Genomic DNA, 22,530 nt, shown 5'->3' on the forward strand with positions numbered 1-22,530 from the left:
TCGATGCTAGCGTTAGCGCCAGGCCGGTGTAGCTCAGTCGGTAGAGCAGCGCACTCGTAACGCGAAGGTCGTAGGTTCGATTCCTATCTCCGGCACCATCAGCAAAAGAATCGGCTTCCCAGGCCGTTTTTTATTGTCTGGCCTCATCAGGCAAAAGTCACTGGGCATTAACGTCCGAAAATGGCGAGATCGTTCATGCTGACGATGCTAGCCTGCACCCATGAACACGACAACCGTTGCCACATTTCCCACTGCCGATATCTGCGAAAAGGCTCGCCTGAGCCGTGATGCGCGGTTCGATGGGGTGTTTTTCACCGCTGTCCTCAGTACCCGGATCTATTGCCGACCGGTCTGTCCGGCGCGACCGCCCAAGGTGGAGAATGTACGTTACTACCCCAGTGCCGCCGCCGCCGAAGCACTGGGTTTCAGGCCCTGTCTGCGCTGCCGCCCGGAGCTCGCGCCGGGCAATAGCGTCTGGCTCCATGGCGAACATCGGGTGGCACGTGCCCTGAAGTTGATTCATGAAGGCTTTCTCGCCGAGCACTCGCTCGACGAACTGGCGGCTCGGCTGGACGTGGGAGGGCGGCAATTACGTCGCCTGTTTGTCCAACACCTTGGCGCACCGCCGATCGCGGTGCATGCGACCCAGCGCCTGCTGTTCGCCAGGCAACTGCTGAGCGAAACCACGCTGTCGATTACCGAGGTGGCATTGGCGTCGGGTTTCCAGAGCCTGCGTCGGTTCAATTCGGCTTTTGCCGACGCCAACCATGTCGCGCCTCGGGAGTTGCGGCGCCAACCCAACGCAAGCGGCAGTAACGCCCTGGTCTTGCGGCTCGGTTATCGGCCCCCCTACGATTTCAAGGCGCTGCTGGTGTTTCTTGCCGGTCGTGCCTTGCCGGGTATCGAGGTGGTCGAGGAGCAGAGCTATCGACGGGTATTCGGTCGTGCCGAATCGCCTGGGTGGCTGCGGGTCAGTCCGTGGCCCGCTGGCGGTCATGCCTTGAAGCTGGAGCTGTTCAACGTGACGCCCGCGCAGATGTTGCCGGTGGTGACGCGGATTCGGCGGATGTTCGATCTGGATGCCGACCCGCAAGCCATTGTCGCCTCGCTGGGTGCCAGCCCGGTGCTGGCGTCGCTGGTCGAACGTTATCCCGGCCAGCGTCTGCCGGGTGGTTGGGACGGTTTCGAAATATCGGTACGGGCAGTACTGGGCCAGCAGGTCAGCGTCGCCGCGGCGCGCACGCTTGCCACGCGTTTGTTGACGCGCTTCACGAGCGTACTCGAAACACCCGCGGGGCCGGGTCTGGACCGATTATTTCCCACGCCCGAGCAATTGCTCGACGCCGACTTGGAGGTGATCGGGGTTATCCGTACACGCGCCGCCACCATCCGTGGGATTGCCCAGGCCTTGCTCGATGGCCGGGTGAGCTTTGGCACAGAGCAGCGGCTGGACGACTTCGTTAGAAGCTGGGTCGCTTTGCCGGGTATCGGTGAGTGGACGGCCCATTACATTGCCATGCGGGTGCTCAACCATCCGGATGCGTTTCCCGCGGCGGATCTGATCCTGCGGCGGGAAGTTGTGGAGAAAGGTTCGCCGCTGAGCACCAAGGCCCTTGAGGTACTGGCCGAGAACTGGCGCCCTTGGCGGGCCTATTCGGTGATGTATCTGTGGCGCGCGGCAGTGGAATCTGAATGGATACGCAGGAGCCTGAAATGACAGCAAGCCAGATTTATTATGATGTGATCCCTTCGCCCATTGGGCCGATGATGTTGGTGGCCGATGATGAAGGACTGCGCGAGTTGCGCTTCGAACTGGACTATCGACCCCAGACGCCATTGACGGGTTGGCTGCATGCCCCGGAGAAACTGGCTGCGGTGCGTAGGCAACTGGAGGAGTATTTTGCCGGCGAGCGCCTGGAGTTCGACCTCAAGCTCAATATGCAGGGTACGGATTTCCAGAGGGAAGTGTGGGATGCGCTGACAACGATTCCCTATGGTGTGGTCACCAGCTACGGGCAAATTTGCCAGCAGATCGATCGGCCCAAGGCTGCACGGGCGGTGGGCGCGGCCAATGGCCGTAACCCGGTACCGGTGATCGTGCCTTGCCATCGGGTGATTGGCAGCAACGGCACGCTGACCGGTTTCGGCGGCGGGCTGGCAGCCAAGCAGTGGCTGCTGGAGCATGAATCGCGGCATTTCCAGCTTCGCTAAGTTCGGCGTCCGTCCTGAGATGAGGGTTTCTGCAGTGAGCGGCGTTCCGATAAGCCCGCTCTCCACAAAACCGTGGCCTCAGAGACTCAGGCGCATCGACAGGTCCACCGCCTTCACATCCTTGGTCAGTGCGCCAATCGAGATGTAGTCGACGCCGGTCTCGGCAATCGGCTGCAGGGTGCTTTCGTTGATGCCGCCGCTGGCTTCGAGCTTGGCCTTGCCGGCGTTCAGACGCACGGCTTCGCGCATGTCCTCCAGGCTCAGGTCGTCGAGCATGATGATATCGGCACCCGCCGCGAGCGCTTGCTCCAATTCGGCCAGGCTTTCCACCTCGATTTCCACCGGCTTGCCCGGTGCGATTTTGTGGGCGGCGCCGATAGCCTGGGCAATCCCGCCGCAGGCGGCGATATGGTTTTCCTTGATCAGGAAGGCGTCGTACAGGCCGATGCGGTGGTTATGGCAGCCGCCGCAGGTCACCGCGTACTTCTGTGCCAGGCGCAGGCCCGGCAGGGTCTTGCGTGTGTCCAGTAACTTGACCGAAGTAGCGCTCACCTGGTCGGCGTAGTAGCGCGCATGGGTGGCGACACCGGAGAGCATCTGCAGGAAGTTCAATGCGCAACGTTCGCCGCTCAGCAGCGAGCGTGCCGGGCCTTCGAGGTGAAACAGGACTTGGTTAGGATTGACTCGCTCACCATCGCGCACCTGCCAATGCACCGCAACCCGTGGATCGAGCTGGCGAAAGACTGCATCGACCCAGGCCGTGCCGGCAATCGTCGCTGGCTCACGGGTGATGATGGAGGCCTTGGCCAGTCGTTCGGCGGGGATCAGTTGCGCGGTGATGTCGCCGCTGCCGATGTCTTCGCGCAACGCACGGCGCACGTTGGCTTCGATTTCGGCGGTCAGGTCGGCAAGACGTAGATTGGGCATAACGGGCTCCACAAACAAAGTGGCCCGATTATAGAGCCTTGGCGCTCGCTAACCCAAGGTGCGCCCGCCAACACCATGCCGCCACTAACCTGCATTTGGTCGCCTCGATTGAGCATTTTTGCATCTTCGAGGGTCTATCCAATGCAATGAACGAAAAGGAGTTGCAGAGTTCGCTGGCAAAAGTGACATCTTTTGCAAGATAATATGCCTTGTAATTGACGTCATACCTTTGACGTACCTGTGATTTCCTGATTATCGATACCCCCGGCGGTTGCACCGGCAGCCGTTGCGAAGGGGTTGTGAGCTATTTGCCCATGGCCTGCGCAGACCTATTGTTTACACAGAACCGAAGAACCGCGGTAGCTGGAGGCTTGGATGCACAATGACGGGAAGGTAGTGCCTTTGCACAAGGCCACCGATAAACGAGCGACGCCGTCGCCGCTCGCCCGTTTGCCCGTGGTTCTGCTTCAGGTTCGCGACAAGGCCGCGCAGCAGCTCAAACAAGGCTTGCAGGCGCTGTTCGACAATGCCGATGACACCCTGTTCGAAATGGCTGACAGGGCCCTGAACAATGTCGACCAGAACACTTTCTTCGAAGCCATGCGCGATCTGCGGCTCAAGCGTAAAAGTATCGAGCGCGGCTTTCTCGAGCGTTTTTTCGAGGCGTTTGTCGGTCTCGGTCAATATGACCTCAACGAGGCGGCGCTACCGACGCCGATGTCCTACGACAAGCTGGCACTGGTTCCGAACGATGAGCTGGAAAAAACCGTTGCCCTGGATGCGATGGTTGCCAAGGTCTTGAGCCGGGACGGTTTTTCCCTCGGGCAATTGACCACTCGTTTGAATGCCTTGATCGCTCGACGCATCGAGGACCAGGACAACCCCATGGGGCCGGCGATGCTTTGTGAGTATTTCCTGGGGGCCGACGGCGACTTGGGGGTGGAAATCAAGGTCAAACTGATCATTCTCAAGCTGTTCGAGAAATATGTGCTTAGCGATGCCGATCAGTTGTACGCCGAAGCCAACCAGTTGTTGATCGCCACCGGCGTATTGCCGGAACTCAAGGCCGTGCCGGCCCGTCGTGCTTCCGATCGCCCGCCGGCCAGTGCACGGGCCAGCCAGGGTGAGGCGGGAACGGCCAAGTCGGGCTCCTCACTCCTCGATGCCAGCGTTCAGGAGGTATTCTCGGCCTTGCAGGAGCTGTTGCGACATGTTCGCGGCAGTGTGGCGCCCAGGCTGGATGTGGGCTCCGAGATTCAGCCGATTTCCACCCGCGATCTATTGCGACTGCTTTCACATTTGCAGCAGTACGTACCGACGCAGACCGTTGCCGACGATTTCGACCTGCGCAACCAGCTTGAGCAGTTGTTGACCCGGGTCAGCGTCAAAAGTGGCAAGTCACGCGTGGTTGCAGTCATGGACGAAGATGTGATCAACCTGATCGCCATGCTCTTCGAATTTATCCTCGATGACCGCAACCTACCGGATTCCCTGAAGGCGCTAATCGGACGCTTGCAGATTCCGATGTTGAAGGTGGCGGTGCTGGACAAGAGCTTTTTTAGCCGTGGCAGTCATCCGGCTCGACGCCTGCTCAATGAAATCGCCGCGGCAGCCATGGGTTGGGGCGCGCGCGACGACTATCAGCGCGATGCCTTGTACGTGCGTATCGAACAGGTCGTCCAGCGTTTGTTGAATGATTTCGTCGATGATCCGGCGATCTTCTCCGAACTGCTGGTGGACTTCCTCGACTTTACCGGCGATGAGCGCCGCCGCAGTGAGTTGCTCGAGCAGCGCACCCGTGACGCCGAAGAAGGCCGGGCCAAGGCCGAACAGGCTCGCCGACGGGTCCAGGAGGTGTTGAACCAGCGGCTGCTGGGCAAGACCCTGCCCGAAGTCGTGGTGCGTTTGCTGCAGGAGGCCTGGAGCAAGGTTCTATTGCTGACCTGTCTCAAGCACGGCGAAGCGTCCGTCGAGTGGCGGGCCGGCCTGCAAACCATGGACGACCTGATCTGGAGTGTGGAGCCCCAGGGCCAGGTCGATGCTCGCCTGCGTTTGCTGGAACTGGTGCCCGGTTTGCTCAAGGCGTTGCGCGATGGACTGACCAGTGCCGCTTTCGATCCGTTTGCCACCAGCGAGTTTTTCAGCCAGCTCGAAAGCCTGCATGTCCAGGTCTTTCAGCGTTTGGCGAAGCAACGCGCCGAGCCGGTTGCCGTCGAGGAGACGCAACCGGCGATGGTCGCGGTGCTGGAGGAAATTGTCCTCGGCTCACCCGACGACATGCTGACCGAGGAGCGTCTTGTGGCGTTGCCTGAAGATGACGCCGGGCTGCTGTGGGTCAGGCAGTTGCGGATTGGCAACTGGGTCGAGATCCGTGAGGACGATGAAAACAGCCTGCGGTGCAAACTGACGGCGATCATCGAGTCGACTGGCAAATACATCTTCGTCAATCGTACCGGTATGAAAGTGCTGGAGCGCACGGGCCAGGGGCTGGCTGTCGAATTTCGTCGCGGTGCGGTGCGGCTGTTGGACGATGCGCTGCTGTTCGACCGCGCCTTGGAATCGGTCATCGGCAATTTGCGGCGACTGAAGGCTCGCTGATTTTTTTTGCGCAGAGAGTGCTGCCCATGTCGGCCTCTATCGCGGCATACTGGGCCTGTCGCTTTTTATCCTCGAAGGAACCTGTATGCAGTTGGATCCCGCCACGGGGTGGTGCCAGGACGTGGATCATTGTCCGTCGCCCAACGCCAATGAGCGCCCTGAAGGGGAAGTTTCCCTGCTGGTGATCCACAACATCAGCCTGCCGCCTGGGCAATTCGCCACGGGTAAAGTCCAGGAGTTTTTTCAGAATCGCCTGGATATTACGGAACATCCCTACTTTGACGGCATCGCTCACCTACGGGTGTCCGCGCACTTTCTGATTGAACGTGACGGCAAGGTCACGCAGTTTGTCTCCTGTCTGGAACGGGCCTGGCATGCTGGCGTGTCGAGTTTCGAGGGTCGCGAGAGCTGTAACGATTTCTCTCTGGGCATCGAGTTGGAGGGCACTGATGATCTGCCTTTCACCGACGCGCAGTATACGTCGCTGATTACCTTGAGCCGGTATCTGCTGGCCGCTTACCCTGCAATTACTCCACAACGGATTTGCGGCCACAGCGACATTGCGCCGGGCCGCAAAACCGATCCGGGAGCAGGCTTTGACTGGGAGCGTTTGCGCGTCGCCCTACTGGAAAAAGGAGAGTCGCAATGAGTTTTCTGGTACTGCTGCTGGCGGTATGGATCGAGAAGTTCTCGGCTTTGCGCCAGCGTGTCCAGCGTGACGGTGCCTGGTTGGGCGAGCTGGCCCGGCTCGAGTCCAGTGCGCGTTGGGCGAAACGGCCTTGGTGGATACTGGTGCTGTTGGTGTTGCTGCCGGTCGCCTTGCTCGGCCTGTTGTTGATGGTGGTACAGCCGCTTGCCTATGGTCTGCTGGCGTTGCCGGTGCATCTGTGGGTGGTGATTTATAGTCTGGGGCGCGGCGATCTATTGGCGACACTGGGACCCTTTCGCGATGCCTGGCGGCGCGGTGACATGCAGGCCGGAGTGCATGTGGCCAGGCGCGACATGCAGGTGACGTGTGTCGAGAACGGCGAGCAACTGCTGGAAAAAGTCCAGGGATACCTGCTGTGGCAGGCCTATCAAAGTTTCTTTGCGGTGATCTTCTGGTATTTCCTGCTGGGTCCGGTGGCCGCCTTGAGTTATCGCCTGCTCGCCCTGGCCACGGAGCACAGCCACAATCCGGCCCTGGCCGAGCGTGCCAGCCTATTGCGCCATGCATTCGATTGGTTGCCGGTACGCTTGCTGTCGGCGAGTCTGGCGCTGGTTGGCAATTTCGTGGCGGTTAGCCGAGTGATGTTGCACGAGTTGCTCAACTGGGATATCGGCGCCGAGCAATTGGTGGCGAAAGTCGGGCGGATGGCCGGAGAACTACCGGCCACCAGCATCGGCGCCGATGGTGTCATGAGCCTGGACAGCCTCTGGGGGCTGCTGCTGCGGGCGGCGGTGCTCTGGTATGGCGGTTTTGCCCTGTGGACGCTGCTGATCTGACCCCCAAGGTAGCACGGACTCGGAGCAAGCCCTCGCCTATAGATTTCAACGGTGGCGGTTAACCTTGTCGCCTGCATAGGTTGGTTGCAAAGTTAGTGGTGATGTTTCCTTCCATCATCGGCCTCTATGGCGGTTTCTACGCGTCGATCCGCATCATATTGCGCCGCCTGGGCAAAATGAGGTTTGCCGTGCGCTTTGGAATGGTTTGTAGTACTTAAGCTCTTTGAATGTAGGTCAAATCCTGTTTTCTTTCTGGATCGATCTTTCTGCTTACGATGAGCGAAAACCCATCTATACCGAACTCATCGGTGAGCTGTTACTGATCGGGAGGAGCAGATTTGAAGGATACGCTCATGAGCGTCAAAGGAGTTTGCGCGCATTGCAGTTGCACATTTCCCCTTAGTACATGGCATTTGAACGCCATTGCTATCAATGAAAGTTTTGCCTGTCGCTACTGTCACGAGGCGGTACAACTCAATTGTTCGAAGCAACTGAAGCGCTTCAGATCACTGGACATGTGGTTGCCGCTCAAGGTTAGCATGATTGTGTTGATGGCTACCTCGTTGTTGGTCGCCCTGGTCTGCGAATGGGTCGGTCTGATCAGCGTGGTCGAACAACTCAATTTTTCCCTGCTGATGCTGTTGCTGTATTTCACGATCTTGCGCTATGCCCGCCACCGGCAACAGGTGACGCTGATCTTGCAGGTCGGGGTTAAGTCGGACTCAATGGCCAGTTGAACAGCGTGCAAGCGTTGGCGGTACTGGCGGTAGCCAATGCCAGTGGGCTGATGGCCATGAGTTTGGCCAGGGCGGCGCAGATGGCCGGCAGGTGTTCCGGGCTGTTGCGCATGCCGGGATACATGACCGGCGCCATGTCCGGCGAATCGGTTTCAAGCACCACGGCGTCCAGAGGCAGGTCGGCAATCACCTTGCCCAGACGCAAGGCCTGTGGCCAGGTTCCAGCACCGCCCAGGCCAAGCTTGAAGCCCAGCTTGAGGTATTCCCGGGCTTCTTCGCGACTGCCGGCAAAGGCGTGGATGATCCCCCCACGGGCCGGGCGAAAGCGTTTGAGTGTCGCAATGGTCGCCGCGTGGCTGCGACGCACATGAAGCAGCGCGGGCAAGTTAAAGTCCACGGCAAGCTTCAATTGGGCCTCGAACAGCACTTGCTGGCGTTCGCGATCGAGCTGCGGCAGAAAGTAGTCCAGGCCGAACTCACCCACCGCGCAGAGTTGCGGATGATTGGCCAGGAGGCTGAGCCAGTCGCCTAATTGGTCCAGATCGGCCGGGCGATGATCCTCCAGGTAAACCGGATGCAGGCCGAATGCGGCATGCAGTTGCGGATCGCGCAGCACCAGATCCCAGACCCGCTGCCAATTCCGCCGATAAACCCCCAGCACCACCATGCGACCGACACCCAAGGCGCGGCTGCGATCGAGCAGCGCGTCGCGATCTTCATCGAAATCCGCAAAATCGAGATGGGTATGGGTGTCGATCAACTCCATGGTCAGGCCTCGTGGATACGTTGCTTGAAGGTCCGTGCGATCGCCTGCACACCGGGCCGGTAGTCCTTGTCCTCGATGGCGGCCATGGCCAGTTGCAGGGCCTTGTCGGCGATCAACCGGTGTTGTTGAGCCATGGCGTTCACGGGCAGGGGCAGAAAGTCCAGCAACTGAGTGTCGCCAAAGGTCCCCAGGCGCAGCGGCTGCGGCTTGAGTGGGTGGTTGTGCAAGGCATCGAATACGCCCTGTAGCAGCACATAAGAGGTGGTGACCAAGGCATCGGGCAGATGGCCGAGACGTTTGACCAGCGTATCCATCAGTCGCCGACCGCAATCGCGGCTGAACGCTTCGCCGTGTTCGATCAGTGCCTCGCCCTTGAAATCGTTCAGCGCGTCCTGAAAACCGGCAGCCCGCTGCCGGCTGATGCTCAGTTCGGCGCGAGCGCCGATCAGGGCGATATGGCGCGGTATCGGTTGCAATAGGCTGCGAGTCAATTGCAGGCTGGCCCGATGGTCGTCACTGACCACCGAACAGAAATGTGCGGGCTGCATTTCCCGGTCGATGGCAATGACCGGCATTCCCCAGTCCTGCAACTGGCGATAGCTATTATCTTCGGCTGGCAGGCAACTGGCGACGAACAAGGCATCACAGCGACGGGCACGGAACAGTTGCAACAGTTGGCGTTCGCTGTCCGGATCATCGTCGGAGCTGGCGATTAGCAACTGATAACCGCGGGCACGGGCACCTTGCTCCAACAGCTTGGCGATGCGTGCATAACTGGGGTTCTCCAGGTCCGGCAGGATAAACCCGAGGGTGCGCGTCTTGCGGCTGCGCAGGCCGGCGGCCTGGGGGTTAGGCGTGAAGCCGTGCTGCTCGACCACGGCGCGGACCCGCTCCACGGTGCTGTTGCTGATACGCTGTTGCTCGGCCTTGCCGTTGATGACGTAGCTGGCGGTGGTGACGGACACACCGGCCAGGCGGGCAATATCACTGAGTTTCAAGCGAACGATTCCTTATTTGCTGTCGTTCATGGCTACATTTTCTCTGATCGTATCCTATTCCAGCCGCTGACTGTGGGAGCAGGGGGAGGGTGGGTTCTGTGGGAGTGCAACGGAGTCCGGGCAGTGTTCCGAGCAAGCTCCCAGCGGTCTCAAGGCACTGCTGCAGGTTTGCCAGCAATCAGTTGTCGATCAGCAGGGCTTCAACTCGCAAGGATAATCGAGTAACGTGTCTCACGATCTAGATTAAACGTTTCAGCTTTGCTGTTTTCCAGGAGATGCGCCCTGTGTCACGGTCATGCCGAAAGACCGTTTCGTCCTGTTTGGTGCGCAAGCCCTGGCTGATACATTCAAAACAATCCCTAGTGGCCTGCGTGGTGAGTTCTGTTAGTCAATTTCGGCGCCACCAGCCCCTGGCCGGCGTTGCTGTTGCTCGCCATAGCCGGGCTAGACGGTTCGCAGCGCCTTGGCCATGGACTTCTGGCATCCGAACTTGAGCTAACGCACTAACCGTACAGGCCGCTGGCGGTTGGCATTGATAGAGGAGAAAGGCGTGCTCGAACTCACCGTAGAGCAGATTTCCATGGGCCAGTCGGCCGTCGATAAGTCTGCCGCCCTGCAGCTGCTTGCGGACGCACTGGTGACTGACGGCCTGGTGGCCGAGGGTTACCTGGCCGGCTTGCAAGATCGTGAGATGCAAGGCTCGACCTTTCTCGGCCAGGGTATTGCGATTCCCCATGGCACCCCGCAAACCCGTGATCAGGTGTTCGCCACCGGCGTGCGCCTGTTGCAATTTCCCGAGGGCGTGGATTGGGGTGACGGCCAGATCGTCTATCTGGCCATCGGCATCGCGGCAACATCCGACGAGCACCTGCGTTTGCTGCAACTGCTTACCCGTGCCCTCGGCGAGACCGATCTGGGCCAGGCCCTGCGCCGTGCCGGTTCCGCCGAGGCATTGCTGAAACTGCTGCAAGGCGCGCCCCAGGAACTGGCACTGGATGCACAAATGATCGGCCTTGGCGTGGGGGCGGATGATTTCGAGGACCTGGTCTGGCGAGGCGCCCGTCTATTGCGCCAGGCCAATTGTGTGAGCAACGGTTTTGCCGCGATCCTGCAGCAGGTCCAAGCGCTGCCGCTGGGTGACGGCCTGTGGTGGCTGCACAGCGAGCAAACGGTCAGGCAGCCGGGGCTGGCATTTGTCACTCCGCAAAAGCCGTTGCGTTATCTCGGCCAACCGTTGAACGGCCTGTTCTGTCTCGCCAGTCTCGGTGAGGCCCATCAGGCTTTGCTCGAACGTCTGTGCACCTTGCTGATCGAAGGCCGTGGCCATGAACTGGGGCGTGCCACCAGCAGCCGGGCGGTGCTGGAGGTCCTTGGTGGCGAACTGCCGGCCGATTGGCCGAGCGCGCGCATCACCCTGGCTAATGCCCATGGTCTGCATGCCCGGCCAGCGAAGGTCCTGGCGCAACTGGCGAAGCGTTTCGATGGCGATATTCGTGTGCGTATTGTCGATGTGGCAGGCAAGGCGGTGTCGGTGAAAAGCTTGAGTAAGTTGCTCAGTCTCGGCGCTCGGCGGGCTCAAGTGCTGGAGTTCATTGTTGAGCCGGCTATTGCCGCCGATGCCTTGCCAGCCTTGCTGACGGCAGTGGAAGAGGGGCTCGGCGAGGAAGTCGAACCCTTGCCGGCGGTGAATGCCGCCAGCGTGGTCGAGGACGAGGTGGCAGAGGCCTTGACGGCACCGGGTGCCGGCAGCCAGGTCCAGGCGATCGCCGGCGCGCCGGGAATCGCTATCGGCCCGGCTTATATCCAGGTCCCACAGACGTTCGACTACCCCTTGCGCGGTCAGTCAGCCGTGCTTGAACGCCAGCGTCTGCACAGCGCCTTGAGCGAAGTCCGCCGGGATATCGATGGCCTGATCCAGCGTAGCAAGGCTCAGGCCATTCGCGAGATTTTCGTTACTCACCAGGAAATGCTCGACGATCCGGACCTGGGCGACGAGGTCGATAATCGCCTCAAGCAGGGTGAAAGCGCCGAAGCCGGCTGGATGGCGGTGATCGACGCGGCGGCCCGGCAGCAGGAGTCGTTGTCGGATGCGCTGTTGGCCGAGCGGGCGGCGGATCTGCGAGACATCGGTCGGCGTGTGCTGGCGCGGTTGTGCGGCAGCGAAACGCTGGTCGAGCCGGACCGGCCCTATGTTCTGGTGATGGATGAAGTCGGCCCGTCCGATGTGGCGCGCCTCGATCCGACGCGGGTCGTGGGGATTGTCACCGCCCGTGGCGGGGCCACGGCGCACAGCGCGATTATTGCGCGGGCCTTGGGCATCCCCGCGTTGGTGGGGGCGGGAGCGGCGGTGCTGTTGCTGGCGCCGGGTACGACCTTGTTGCTCGACGGTCAGCGGGGCCGGCTGCACGTGTCGCCGGATGCCGTAACCTTGCAGCGCGCCGCCGCGGAGCGCGACAGCCGCGAGCAGCGCCTGTGTCTGGCGGCGGAGAAACGCCATGAGCCAGCGTTGACCCGCGACGGGCGGGCGGTTGAAGTTTTCGCCAATATCGGCGAAAGCGCCGATGTCGCCGGTGCGGTGGAGCGAGGGGCCGAAGGCATCGGCCTATTGCGCACTGAACTGATCTTCATGACGCATCGACAGGCACCCGACGAAGCCACCCAGGAGGCCGAATACCGACGGGTACTCGACGGCCTGGGCGGGCGCCCGCTGGTGGTTCGCACCCTGGATGTCGGCGGTGACAAGCCGCTGCCGTACTGGCCGATTGCTAGAGAGGAGAACCCGTTCCTCGGCGTGCGCGGTATTCGCCTGACCCTGCAACGGCCAAAAATCATGGAAAGCCAGTTGCGTGCCCTGTTGCGGGCTGCTGACAATCGCCCCCTGCGGATCATGTTCCCCATGGTCGGCACTGTGGCGCAGTGGCGCCAGGCGCGGGAAATGACCGAGCGGCTGCGCTTGGAAATCCCGGTGGCCGACCTGCAACTGGGGATCATGATCGAGGTGCCGTCGGCGGCTCTGTTGGCCCCGGTGCTGGCTCCGGAAGTGGATTTTTTCAGCATCGGAACCAATGATTTGACGCAGTACACCCTGGCCATTGATCGTGGTCATCCGACACTCTCGGCCCAGGCCGATGGCTTGCACCCGGCGGTGTTGCAACTGATCGACATCACCGTGCGCGCAGCCCATGCCCATGGCAAGTGGGTGGGGGTTTGCGGTGAACTGGCGAGTGACCCGCTGGCGATACCCGTGCTTGTGGGGCTGGGGGTGGACGAATTGAGCGTTGCCGCTCGCGGCATTCCCGAGGTCAAGGCACGGGTACGCGAACTGACCCTGTCGGCAGCGCAGGCCCTGGCCCGTTCGGCGCTGATTGTGGGCAGCGCCGATGACGTGCGCACCCTCGTTGAGGCAGTGTAATGGCGCGGATTCTGACCCTGACCCTGAACCCGGCGTTGGATCTGACCGTGCAGTTAATGCGGCTGGAGCCGGGTCAGGTCAATCGCAGCGAGGCGATGCAGACCCATGCGGCCGGCAAGGGCGTGAACGTCGCCCAGGTGCTGGCGGATCTCGGGCATCGGTTGACCGTGAGTGGCTTTCTCGGGGAGGACAATCCACAGGCTTTCGAAACTCTGTTCGCCCGCCGTGGTTTTGTCGATGCCTTTGTTCGCGTACCGGGGCAAACTCGCAGCAACATCAAACTCGCCGAGCACCACGGGCGGATCACCGATCTCAATGGACCCGGCCCGTTCGTCAGTGTCGAGGCCCAGCAAGCCTTGCTGGATCGGCTTGAGCAGATTGCCCCCGGTCACGATGCAGTGGTGGTGGCGGGCAGCCTGCCTCGGGGGGTCAGTGCGCAATGGCTGCAAGCCCTGTTGCTGCGGCTCAAGCAGCGCGGCCTGAAAGTCGCCCTGGATACCAGCGGCGCGGCCTTGCGGGCTGGACTGACGGCAGCGCCGTGGCTGGTCAAGCCGAATATCGAGGAATTGTCCGAGGCGCTGGGCAGTCCCGTGACCTCGTTAGTCGCGCAGTCCGAGGCCGCGGCCCGCTTGCACGCCCAGGGCATCGAGCACGTGGTGGTCTCCCTGGGGGCCGAAGGGGTCAACTGGTTCAGCGCTGCACCGGCCCTGCACGGGCTGCCGCCGACCGTTAGCGTGGCGAGCACCGTCGGTGCCGGCGACTCATTGTTGGCCGGCATGCTCCATGGCATGCTCAGTGGACATGGTGCCGAACAAACCCTGCGCACGGCGACGGCGATTGCCGCCCTGGCTGTGACCCAGATCGGTTTCGGCATCGCTGACACGGCGCAACTGGCGCAGCTTGAATACGGCGTTAGCGTGCACGCCCTGGCAGAACAATAAGAGGGATTGTGATGAAGTTAGCCATTGTTACCGCTTGCCCGAACGGCAGGGTCACCAGTGTGCTGTGCGCTCGGCTGTTGGAAGCGGTCGCCCTGCGCCTGGGCTGGAGCACCCGTGTCGAAGTGCATGACAGCGGGCATCCGGAGCGCCAACTATCGGCGGCCACCCTTTCGGCGGCGCAATGGGTACTGGTGGTCAGCAGCACGCCAGTGGATATGTCGCGCTTTGTTGGCAAACGGGTATTCCAGACCACGCCGGCCGAGGCATTACAGGATGTCGAAGCTGTACTGCGTCGCGGTGCTGAAGAGGCCCGTGTTCACGTCGCCGCCGAGGCGCCGGGTGAGGACCCACGGGCACCGCGCCTGGTGGCAGTAACCGCCTGTCCTACCGGTGTCGCGCATACCTTCATGGCGGCGCAAGCCTTGCAGCAGTCGGCCAAGCGCCTGGGCTACGAGTTGCAGGTGGAGACCCAAGGTTCGGTCGGCGCCTGTAACCCGTTGAGCGCGGCGGCGATAGCCGAGGCTGACGTGGTCTTGCTGGCGGCCGATATCGACGTCGCCACCGAGCGTTTCGCCGGCAAGAACATCTACCGTTGCGGTACCGGCGTTGCCTTGAAGCAACCGGAGGCCACCTTGAACAAGGCCCTGGCCGAAGGCAAGCCGCAGAGTGCCGTCTCAGGGGATGGCTCGGCACCGGTCAGGCAGGAAAAGACTGGTGTCTACAAGCACCTGCTGACAGGTGTTTCGTTTATGTTGCCGATGGTGGTGGCGGGTGGCTTGTTGATCGCGCTGTCATTCGTGTTCGGTATTACCGCGTTCAAGGAGCCCGGCACGCTGGCGGCTGCGCTGATGCAGATCGGCGGGGAGAGCGCCTTCAAGCTGATGGTGCCGTTGTTGGCCGGCTACATTGCTTACTCAATTGCCGATCGTCCGGGACTGGCGCCAGGGATGATCGGCGGGCTGTTGGCGAGCACCCTTGGCGCTGGGTTTATCGGCGGTATCGTCGCCGGCTTTGTCGCGGGCTACAGTGCCAAGGCGATCAATCGCTATGCGCGGTTGCCCGCGAGCCTGGAAGCACTGAAGCCGATTCTGATCATTCCGTTGCTGGCGAGCCTGTTCACTGGTTTGGTGATGATTTACGTGGTCGGCAAACCGGTAGCGGGAATGCTCGAAGGCCTGACGCATTTTCTCGACAGCATGGGCACCACCAACGCGATCCTGTTGGGTGTGGTGCTTGGCGCGATGATGTGCGTCGACCTCGGCGGGCCGATCAACAAGGCCGCGTATGCCTTCTCGGTCGGGCTACTGGCATCGCAGAGCTATGCACCGATGGCCGCGACCATGGCAGCTGGCATGGTGCCGCCTATTGGCCTGGGTATCGCCACGTTGATCGCCCGGCGCAAGTTTGCCCAGAGTGAGCGGGAGGCGGGCAAGGCGGCCTTGGTACTGGGCCTGTGCTTTATCTCGGAAGGGGCGATTCCGTTTGCCGCCAAAGACCCGTTGCGGGTGATTCCGGCGAGTATCGCCGGTGGCGCGCTGACCGGCGCCCTGTCCATGTACTTCGGCTGCAAGCTGATGGCCCCCCATGGCGGACTGTTCGTGATGCTGATTCCCAATGCGATCAATCACACGCTGGCGTACCTGCTGGCGATCATTGCCGGCAGCGTGCTGACGGCGGTGGTCTATGCCGTGCTCAAACGGTCGGAGGGGATCGAGCTGGGCATTGAACCGACCGGCGCTTGACGTTGTGGCTTCTGGTGGCGAGCGGGTCTTGACTGTCGTTTCGGCCAAGGCCGGTGCCGCTCGCCGTGGGAGCAGAGCTGGCCCGCGAGGAGGTCTTCGAAGTCGCTGAAAGCTGCGTCGCCACGCCGCCCGGCCCCAGCCTGTACGGTCGACTGTCATACCCGCTTCATTCCCTGACGCTAAATTCAGTGTTTGGTTTCTTCTTCAGGGATTCATCATGAGCGACTTCAATCTCGGACGACGACGCATCATGCAGGTCGTGGGTGCGGGCATGCTGCTGCCCGGCCTGGCGCCGGCGGTGATCGCCTCGGTCAAGGACCGCCCACAACTGACCGATGGCGTACAGTCCGGCGACCTGCTGGGCGACAAGGCGATGGTCTGGAGTCGCACCGACCGCCCCGCACGGATGGTGGTGGAGTGGGACACCCGCAGTGTCTTCAGCAATCCGCGCCGCTTCGTCTCGGCGCTGGCCGACGCTGGTTGCGACTTTACCGCGTGCGTCGAACTGAGCGGTTTGCCTGCCGACCAGGCGATTTTCTACCGTGTACACTTCGAAGATGCCCAATCCGGTGTTGCCAGCGAGCCTTGGTTCGGCCATTTACGCAGCGTGCCACAGCAACGTCGCGATATCCGGTTTGTCTGGAGTGGCGACACGGCTGGTCAGGGCTTTGGCATCAACCCGGAAATCGGTGGGATGCGTATCTACGAAGCGATGCGCCTGCGCTTACCGGACTTTTTTATCCACAGCGGCGACACCATTTATGCCGACGGTCCGATCCCGGCGCAGATCGCCACGGAAAGCGGGCGCATCTGGTGCAATATCACGACCGAAGCCAAAAGCAAGGTTGCCGAAAGCCTCGCCGAGTTTCGTGGCAATTACCGCTACAACCTGCTGGACGACAACCTGCGGCGCTTCAACGCCGAGGTGCCGCAGATCTGGCAGTGGGACGATCACGAAGTGACCAACAACTGGTCGCCCGGCAAACAGCTAGACGAGCGCTACCGGAGCAAAGATATCCACAGCCTGGTCGGGCGTGCTCGCCAGGCCTGGTTGGAATATGCACCTGTGCGTCGACAGCGGGCCGATCAGGGCGGGCGGATCTATCGCCAGCTCAGCTACGGGCCGATGCTGGATGTGTTCGTGCTCGATATGCGTAGCTATCGTGGGCCGAACGACGACAATCTGGGGGCGTCAAAAGCCTTTCTCGGGCGTGAGCAATTGGCATGGCTCAAACGCGAGCTGGAGAACTCGAAGGCACAATGGAAGGTGATCGCCGCCGATATGCCCATCGGCCTCGGGGTGCCGGATGGTGAGGTTAGCCCTGGCTTGGCGCGTTGGGAGGCGATTGCCAACGGCGACCCTGGGCCGGCTCAGGGCCGTGAGCGGGAAATCGCCGAGTTGCTCGGCCACCTACGGGCGCGACAGGTGCATAACACGGTCTGGCTGACCGCCGATGTGCACTACTGCGCCGCCCACCACTATCATCCGGATCGTGCCGCGTTCCAGGATTTCGAGCCGTTCTGGGAATTTGTCGCCGGTCCCCTGAACGCCGGCAGCTTTGGCCCCAATGTGTTGGACAAGACCTTCGGGCCGCGAGTGGTGTTCGAGAAAGCCCCGGCGGTGCAGAACAGTTCGCCGTTTGCCGGGTTCCAGTTTTTCGGCGAGGTCAATATCGACGGACAGAGCGGTGAGATGGGCGTGGTGCTACGTGACCTGGACGGTGTGTCAGTGTTCGAGCAGAAGCTGCAACCGGTTTGAGTGCCCTGCGCACTATTCGGCGCAACCGCCCTGGCTGGCAGCGTCGCGCTTGTCCGGGGCGAGCCCTTCGCGGGCTTTTCCTCGGGCGCGCTGCTTGCGCCGGCGATCCAGGTACAACCACCAGCCGACGACGAAGAACAACGGTAGGATCAGGCTGGAAACCGTCAGCAGGATGCGCCCGATGACGCCGAAATAACTGCCGACGTGCAACGCATAGAGGCTGGTCAGCAGTTGTCCCTTGAGGCTTTTGTCGGCATAGCGGAAGTGCTCGCGGATCGTGCCGGTGGCTGGGTCCAGCACGATCTGGTTGAGGGCGCGATTGTGGGGCGAGTCGTTAAGCAGGTAATACACGGTGGCCGGTTGGCCGGCCAACGCCGGCATGCGGATGTTGTAGGCACTGAGGTCCGGGCCGGCGGCTTGCTGGATGCTGGTCCAGATGGCCCCATAGTCGGCCGTCGGCGCCGGGCCGACCGGGGCCGGGCCACGTTCGATCTTGCGCTGCTGGGCCGCTGAGTCGGCGAGCAGCTTGTTCAGGCCGTTGTTGTACCACTCATAGGACCAGAACAATCCGGTCAGGGCCGACAACAGGTAGAACGCCAGGCACCAGGTACCGGCCACCAAGTGCAAGTCCCGGTTGAAGGCACGGCCTTTTTTCGACCAGTCGAGGGTCAGCCAGGCGCGCCAGTCGAGGGGCTTGCGCGGCCAGCGCAGGTATAGGCCGGACAGGCAGAAGAACACCAGCATCAGGGTGCTGGCGCCGGTGATCTGGCGGCCAATGTCGCCCATGGCCAGGAACCGGTGCAGTTGCAGCATCAGATTGAAGAAGTCCTGGCCGCGAACCTCGCCCCGGTAGTCACCGGTGTAGGGATCGAAATAGCGCAACTGTCCACGTCGCTCACCCGGCGGTGCGGTGAAGAACACCCGGCCAGCGGTGTCGCCATGGGGCTCGCTCCACAGCATCGCAACGGTCTGGCCTTCGCGGGCTTCAAGCTTGCGCACCAGTTCGGCAGGCGGCAGAGCCTCGTGGTTCGGCGCTTCGATTTGCAGCACCGAAGGGTTGAGCAGGCGCAACCATTCGTCGTCAAAAGAGACGATGGCCCCGGTGACGCCCATGACCGCCAACACCAACCCGGCCGTGATGCCGAACAGCCAATGCAGTTGCAACAGTGCTTTCTTCAACACGGTGATCGCCTTGCTCAATCAAAGTCATTCGCCACGGCGCGCATCTTAGCTCAGTTGATAGGAATCAAATACCATTGAGATGACTTCTCTTTAAGGTGCGGATCATGCTGTTACGCGGGCGTGAAGAGCTATTGGACAGCGATTGGCTCAAGGTCATGCTGGAAGATAATTCGGTTCGGGTGGCCCTGACGATCCTATCCGGGGCAGGCGGCTCTGGGCGACAAGCAGGACCGCGAGGCGTTGGACGCGCTGGCAGGTTGGGCCTTCAAGCGCCCTGGAGCACTTTCAGGGCCGCCGTCGCCAAGAAGCCCGAGCGGTTTTTCTGCTCGGGATGATGGCGGACATAGGCGTCGACCCAGTTTCCTAGGGCAACCTTCCACTTCTTCTAAAGGTTTTGCAGCGTATGTAAATAAAAAGGCCCGTGAGCGATCACGGGCCTTGCGGTTACGACGCGGAAGCGACCGGTTATACGTAGAATGATTTCAGCGGCGGGAAGCCGTTGAATTCAACCGCGCTATAGCTGGTGGTGTAGGCGCCGGTAGACAGCCAGTAGAGGCGGTCGCCGATGGCCAGGTTCAGCGGCAGGCCGTATTTGTAGTTCTCATACATAATGTCGGCGCTGTCGCAGGTGGGGCCGGCGATAACCACTTCTTCCATCTCGCCTTTCTTCTCGGTCCAGATCGGGAACTTGATGGCTTCGTCCATGGTTTCGATCAGGCCGGAGAACTTGCCCACGTCGGTGTATACCCAACGCTCGACGGCGGTGCGGGATTTACGCGCCACCAGCACCACTTCGCTGACCAGGATGCCGGCATTGGCGATCAACGAACGGCCGGGTTCAAGGATGATTTCCGGCAGATCGTCGCCGAAGTCTTCCTTGAGGAAACGGATGATTTCCTCGGCATAGGTTTCCAGGCTGTTGGTGCGGGTGATGTAGTTGGCCGGGAAGCCACCGCCCATGTTGATCAGCTTGAGGTGGATGTTGTCTTCTTCCTTCAGGCGCTCGAAGATCACCTTGACCTTGGCAATGGCCGCGTCCCAGACGCTGATATCACGTTGCTGCGAACCGACGTGGAAGGACACGCCATAAGGCACCAGGCCCAGGTCGCGGGCGAGGATCAACAGGTCCATGGCCATGTCGGTCTGGCAACCGAACTTGCGCGACAACGGCCAGTCGGCGGTGGTCGAGCCTTCGGTGAGGATACGCACGTAGACCTTGGAGCCCGGTGCGGCCTTGGCGATATTGCGCAGGTCGGCTTCGGAGTCGGTGGAGTACAGGCGCACGCCCTTCTCGTAGAAGTAGCGGATGTCCTTGGATTTTTTGATGGTATTGCCGTAGCTGATGCGATCCGCGCTGACGCCCTGGCCCAGCACCTTGTCCAACTCGTAGATCGAGGCGATGTCGAAGCTCGAGCCTTTCTTGTTCAGCAGGTCGATGATTTCGACGGCCGGGTTGGCCTTGACGGCATAGTAGACCTTGGCGAATTCGAAACCTGCCCGCAGGTCATCGTAGGCTTGGGCGATCATCTGGGTATCGATGACCACGAAAGGGGTTTCTTGCTTATCGGCGAAAGCCTTCATTTTTTGAAAGGTATCGCGCGCGAAATAGTCTTCGACCTGGATCGACATGCGGGGGACTCCTAGTGGCAAACGTGCGTTATCAATGGGTGCAAATGAACGTCCTCCGTATCCCCACTTTGGTTCGCCTACTTCCCAAGGCACGTCGCCGAAAGCAAAAAGGCCATGGGATTAACCGCTTCCCTTGGCCTCGCTGTCTCGTCGTCAGTACTTGAGCCGGATGGATCGTTTCCAGCATGGACGTTCGGCGCGAACTTTAGGACGTGAGGGGCTTTAGATCAACTAAAAATGTCGCGTTTTTGCACGCGCTCGTCGCGTGACCCGGATCAGCTCCTTATGTAACCGACCCGGATGACAGTCTGATGTTCCTGGAGTCAGGTCAGACCACCGCCATTTCGGCGGGCGAAACAATGCAGGTCTTGGCCCCGCGTGAACGGCCGGAACTCAGGTAGGCGGCAATCGATTCCTGGGTCACCTCGCCGAGGAACACCCGCTCGGCGTCCATCACCGGCAGCCATGAGCGGTTGAACTCGTACATCCGCGACAGCAGGATGCGCAGGTGTTCGTCGTAGGCCGCGGTGGCATTGAATTCGCGCAGGTATTGCCCGCATTCGCCGCCTTGGCGATGCAGATCGCGGCGGCGAACATAGCCCAGCGCCTTGTTGGCGGCATCGGTCACCACCACGTAGCGACGGTCGTGCTCATCCATCAGTTCCAGCGCATCGGCCACTGGCGTTTGCGGGCTCACCGACGGCGCGTTGTCCGCCGCATCCTCGGCCTTGACCAGTAACAGGCGCTTGAGGGTGCTGTCCTGGCCGACGAAGTTGCTGACGAAATCATCCGCCGGATGCGCCAGCAGCGTGTCCGGATGGTCGATCTGGATCAGCTGGCCGCTGCGGAAGATGGCGATTTTGTCGCCCAGCTTGAGGGCTTCGTCGATGTCATGGCTGACCATGATCACGGTCTTGTTCAGCGCTCGTTGCATCTCGAAGAATTCGTTCTGGATCATTTCCCGGTTGATCGGATCGACCGCGCCGAAGGGCTCGTCCATCAACAGTAACGGCGCGTCGGCCGCCAGGGCCCGGATCACGCCGATCCGCTGTTGCTGGCCGCCGGACAGTTCCCGTGGGTAACGGCCCAGGTATTGCTTGGGCTCGAGCTTGATCATACTCATCAGCTCGCGGGCGCGGTCATGGCATTTCTGCTTGTCCCAGCCCAACAGGCGTGGCACCACGGTGATGTTTTCCTCAATGGTCATGTTCGGGAACAGGCCGATCTGCTGGATCACGTAGCCGATATTGCGCCGCAGCGTCACTTCATCGAGCAGGGTGGTGTCTTCGCCGTTGATCAAGACCCGACCCGATGTCGGCACGATCAGACGGTTGATCATCTTCAGCGTGGTGCTCTTACCGCAACCCGAGGGACCGAGAAACACACAGATCTCGCCTTCGTTGACGGTCAGGCTCACGGAGTCGACGGCCTTGACGACCTTGCCGCTACTTTGAAAGGTCTTGCTCAGGTTCTGTAGTTCGATCATTTCAGGAGTCCTTTGGGAGTCAGCGAGCGTTGCAGCCATTGCAGGAGCAGATCGGCGGCGATGGCCAGGACACTGACCAGTACGGCACCGACGATCAACATCGACATGTCGCTGCGGCTGATGGAGGCCAGGATCAGTACGCCCAGGCCGCCCGCGCCGATGGTGGCGGCGATGGTCATGACGCCGATGTTCATCACCACGGCGGTGCGCACGCCGGCGAGGATCACCGGCACCGCAATCGGCAACTCGACCATGCGCAAGCGCTGGCCGAAGGTCATGCCGATGCCACGGGCGGCTTCGCGGATACCCGGCTCGACACCGGTCAGGGCCAGATAGGTGTTACGCAGGATCGGCAGTAAGGAGTAGAGGAACACGGCAGTGATCGCCGGCAGCGGTCCGAGGCCCTGGCCGAATTTCGAATAGAACGGCAGCAACAGGCCGAACAGCGCAATCGACGGCACGGTCAGAAGCACCGTGGCACTGGCTTGCAGGGGACCGGCCAGCACCGGGAAACGGGTCATCAGTACGCCCAGGGGCACGCCGATAACAATCGCCAGGGTCACGGCAATGCCGACCAGGGTGATGTGTTGCCCGGTCAGATGCAGGACCTGTGGCCAGTCCAGGTGGGAAAAGGCGTTGAGAAATTCCATGTCTCCT

The 22,530-nt window shown here is 61.3% G+C and carries 16 protein-coding genes, 1 tRNA gene and 2 pseudogenes; 11 read left to right on the plus strand and 8 right to left on the minus strand.

From position 1 onward, the window contains the following. Positions 1-22: 22 nt before the first annotated feature. The 3 genes from AWM79_RS16265 to AWM79_RS16275 all read left to right on the plus strand — a co-directional run bounded on the left by AWM79_RS16265 (position 23) and on the right by AWM79_RS16275 (position 2,211). Positions 23-98: transfer RNA gene (locus tag AWM79_RS16265), tRNA-Thr, on the plus strand. 122 nt (positions 99-220) lie between these two features. Continuing rightward, positions 221-1,717: a DNA-3-methyladenine glycosylase 2 gene (locus AWM79_RS16270; protein ID WP_017132866.1), complete on the plus strand. Its 1,497-nt coding sequence runs from the start codon at positions 221-223 to the stop codon at positions 1,715-1,717. Beyond that, entirely contained in the window at positions 1,714-2,211 is a 498-nt protein-coding gene (locus AWM79_RS16275; protein WP_017132867.1) for a methylated-DNA--[protein]-cysteine S-methyltransferase, read from the plus strand. Before AWM79_RS16270 ends, AWM79_RS16275 begins: the two co-directional genes overlap by 4 nt. Before the next feature lie 78 nt (positions 2,212-2,289). Here the strand turns inward: AWM79_RS16275 and nadC are convergent, their stop codons facing one another. Further along, positions 2,290-3,138 carry a carboxylating nicotinate-nucleotide diphosphorylase gene (gene nadC, locus AWM79_RS16280; RefSeq protein WP_060783272.1) on the minus strand — a complete coding sequence of 283 codons (849 nt, stop codon included), beginning with the start codon at positions 3,136-3,138 and terminating at the stop codon, positions 2,290-2,292. A 375-nt stretch (positions 3,139-3,513) separates the two neighbouring features. Between nadC and AWM79_RS16285 the strand changes: the two genes are divergently transcribed. From AWM79_RS16285 to AWM79_RS16300, 4 genes are all read left to right on the plus strand, one after another. Next, complete coding sequence (locus tag AWM79_RS16285) at positions 3,514-5,736, plus strand: DUF1631 domain-containing protein (RefSeq protein ID WP_060783273.1); 2,223 nt, start codon at positions 3,514-3,516, stop codon at positions 5,734-5,736. 85 nt (positions 5,737-5,821) lie between these two features. Beyond that, positions 5,822-6,385, plus strand: coding sequence for a 1,6-anhydro-N-acetylmuramyl-L-alanine amidase AmpD (gene ampD, locus AWM79_RS16290; RefSeq protein WP_017132869.1), 564 nt, complete (start codon positions 5,822-5,824; stop codon positions 6,383-6,385). Beyond that, positions 6,382-7,221 carry a regulatory signaling modulator protein AmpE gene (gene ampE, locus AWM79_RS16295; protein ID WP_017132870.1) on the plus strand — a complete coding sequence of 280 codons (840 nt, stop codon included), beginning with the start codon at positions 6,382-6,384 and terminating at the stop codon, positions 7,219-7,221. Before ampD ends, ampE begins: the two co-directional genes overlap by 4 nt. A 353-nt stretch (positions 7,222-7,574) precedes the next feature. After that, positions 7,575-7,958: a hypothetical protein gene (locus AWM79_RS16300; RefSeq protein ID WP_039792707.1), complete on the plus strand. Its 384-nt coding sequence runs from the start codon at positions 7,575-7,577 to the stop codon at positions 7,956-7,958. Here AWM79_RS16300 and AWM79_RS16305 read toward each other — a convergent pair. Then, on the minus strand, positions 7,933-8,724 hold the full coding sequence (locus tag AWM79_RS16305) for a TatD family hydrolase (RefSeq protein ID WP_017132872.1): 792 nt from the start codon (positions 8,722-8,724) through the stop codon (positions 7,933-7,935). The two genes, AWM79_RS16300 and AWM79_RS16305, sit on opposite strands and share 26 nt — an antisense overlap. A gap of 2 nt (positions 8,725-8,726) precedes the next feature. Next, positions 8,727-9,722 (minus strand): catabolite repressor/activator, encoded by a 996-nt coding sequence (gene cra, locus AWM79_RS16310; RefSeq protein WP_017132873.1) that lies wholly within the window; start codon positions 9,720-9,722, stop codon positions 8,727-8,729. Positions 9,723-10,272: 550 nt separating this feature from the next. Here cra and ptsP point away from each other — a divergent pair. The 4 genes from ptsP to AWM79_RS16330 all read left to right on the plus strand — a co-directional run bounded on the left by ptsP (position 10,273) and on the right by AWM79_RS16330 (position 17,576). Then, positions 10,273-13,134 carry a phosphoenolpyruvate--protein phosphotransferase gene (ptsP, locus tag AWM79_RS16315; RefSeq protein WP_060783274.1) on the plus strand — a complete coding sequence of 954 codons (2,862 nt, stop codon included), beginning with the start codon at positions 10,273-10,275 and terminating at the stop codon, positions 13,132-13,134. Then, entirely contained in the window at positions 13,134-14,075 is a 942-nt protein-coding gene (gene pfkB / locus AWM79_RS16320; protein ID WP_060783275.1) for a 1-phosphofructokinase, read from the plus strand. Before ptsP ends, pfkB begins: the two co-directional genes overlap by 1 nt. Before the next feature lie 11 nt (positions 14,076-14,086). Then, complete coding sequence (locus AWM79_RS16325) at positions 14,087-15,817, plus strand: PTS fructose-like transporter subunit IIB (protein ID WP_017132875.1); 1,731 nt, start codon at positions 14,087-14,089, stop codon at positions 15,815-15,817. 217 nt (positions 15,818-16,034) lie between these two features. Beyond that, entirely contained in the window at positions 16,035-17,576 is a 1,542-nt protein-coding gene (locus AWM79_RS16330; RefSeq protein WP_060783276.1) for an alkaline phosphatase D family protein, read from the plus strand. 15 nt (positions 17,577-17,591) lie between these two features. Here AWM79_RS16330 and AWM79_RS16335 read toward each other — a convergent pair. The 5 genes and pseudogenes from AWM79_RS16335 to AWM79_RS16355 form a co-directional block, all read right to left on the minus strand. Further along, positions 17,592-18,758, minus strand: a pseudogene (locus AWM79_RS16335) (PepSY-associated TM helix domain-containing protein); the annotation flags it as partial. Between the two features lie 265 nt (positions 18,759-19,023). After that, a pseudogene (locus tag AWM79_RS25665) lies at positions 19,024-19,119 on the minus strand (type II toxin-antitoxin system HicB family antitoxin); the annotation flags it as partial. A gap of 104 nt (positions 19,120-19,223) precedes the next feature. Further along, positions 19,224-20,387: a type III PLP-dependent enzyme gene (locus AWM79_RS16345; RefSeq protein WP_060783277.1), complete on the minus strand. Its 1,164-nt coding sequence runs from the start codon at positions 20,385-20,387 to the stop codon at positions 19,224-19,226. 328 nt (positions 20,388-20,715) lie between these two features. Beyond that, the gene (locus tag AWM79_RS16350) at positions 20,716-21,873 is read right to left on the minus strand and encodes an osmoprotectant ABC transporter ATP-binding protein OsmV (protein ID WP_060783278.1); all 1,158 of its coding nucleotides are present in this window, start codon (positions 21,871-21,873) and stop codon (positions 20,716-20,718) included. Further along, complete coding sequence (locus AWM79_RS16355) at positions 21,870-22,523, minus strand: ABC transporter permease (RefSeq protein ID WP_017132882.1); 654 nt, start codon at positions 22,521-22,523, stop codon at positions 21,870-21,872. Before AWM79_RS16355 ends, AWM79_RS16350 begins: the two co-directional genes overlap by 4 nt. Positions 22,524-22,530 lie beyond the last annotated feature (7 nt).

This window comes from Pseudomonas agarici, from assembly GCF_001543125.1.
Taxonomy (GTDB): domain Bacteria; phylum Pseudomonadota; class Gammaproteobacteria; order Pseudomonadales; family Pseudomonadaceae; genus Aquipseudomonas; species Aquipseudomonas agarici.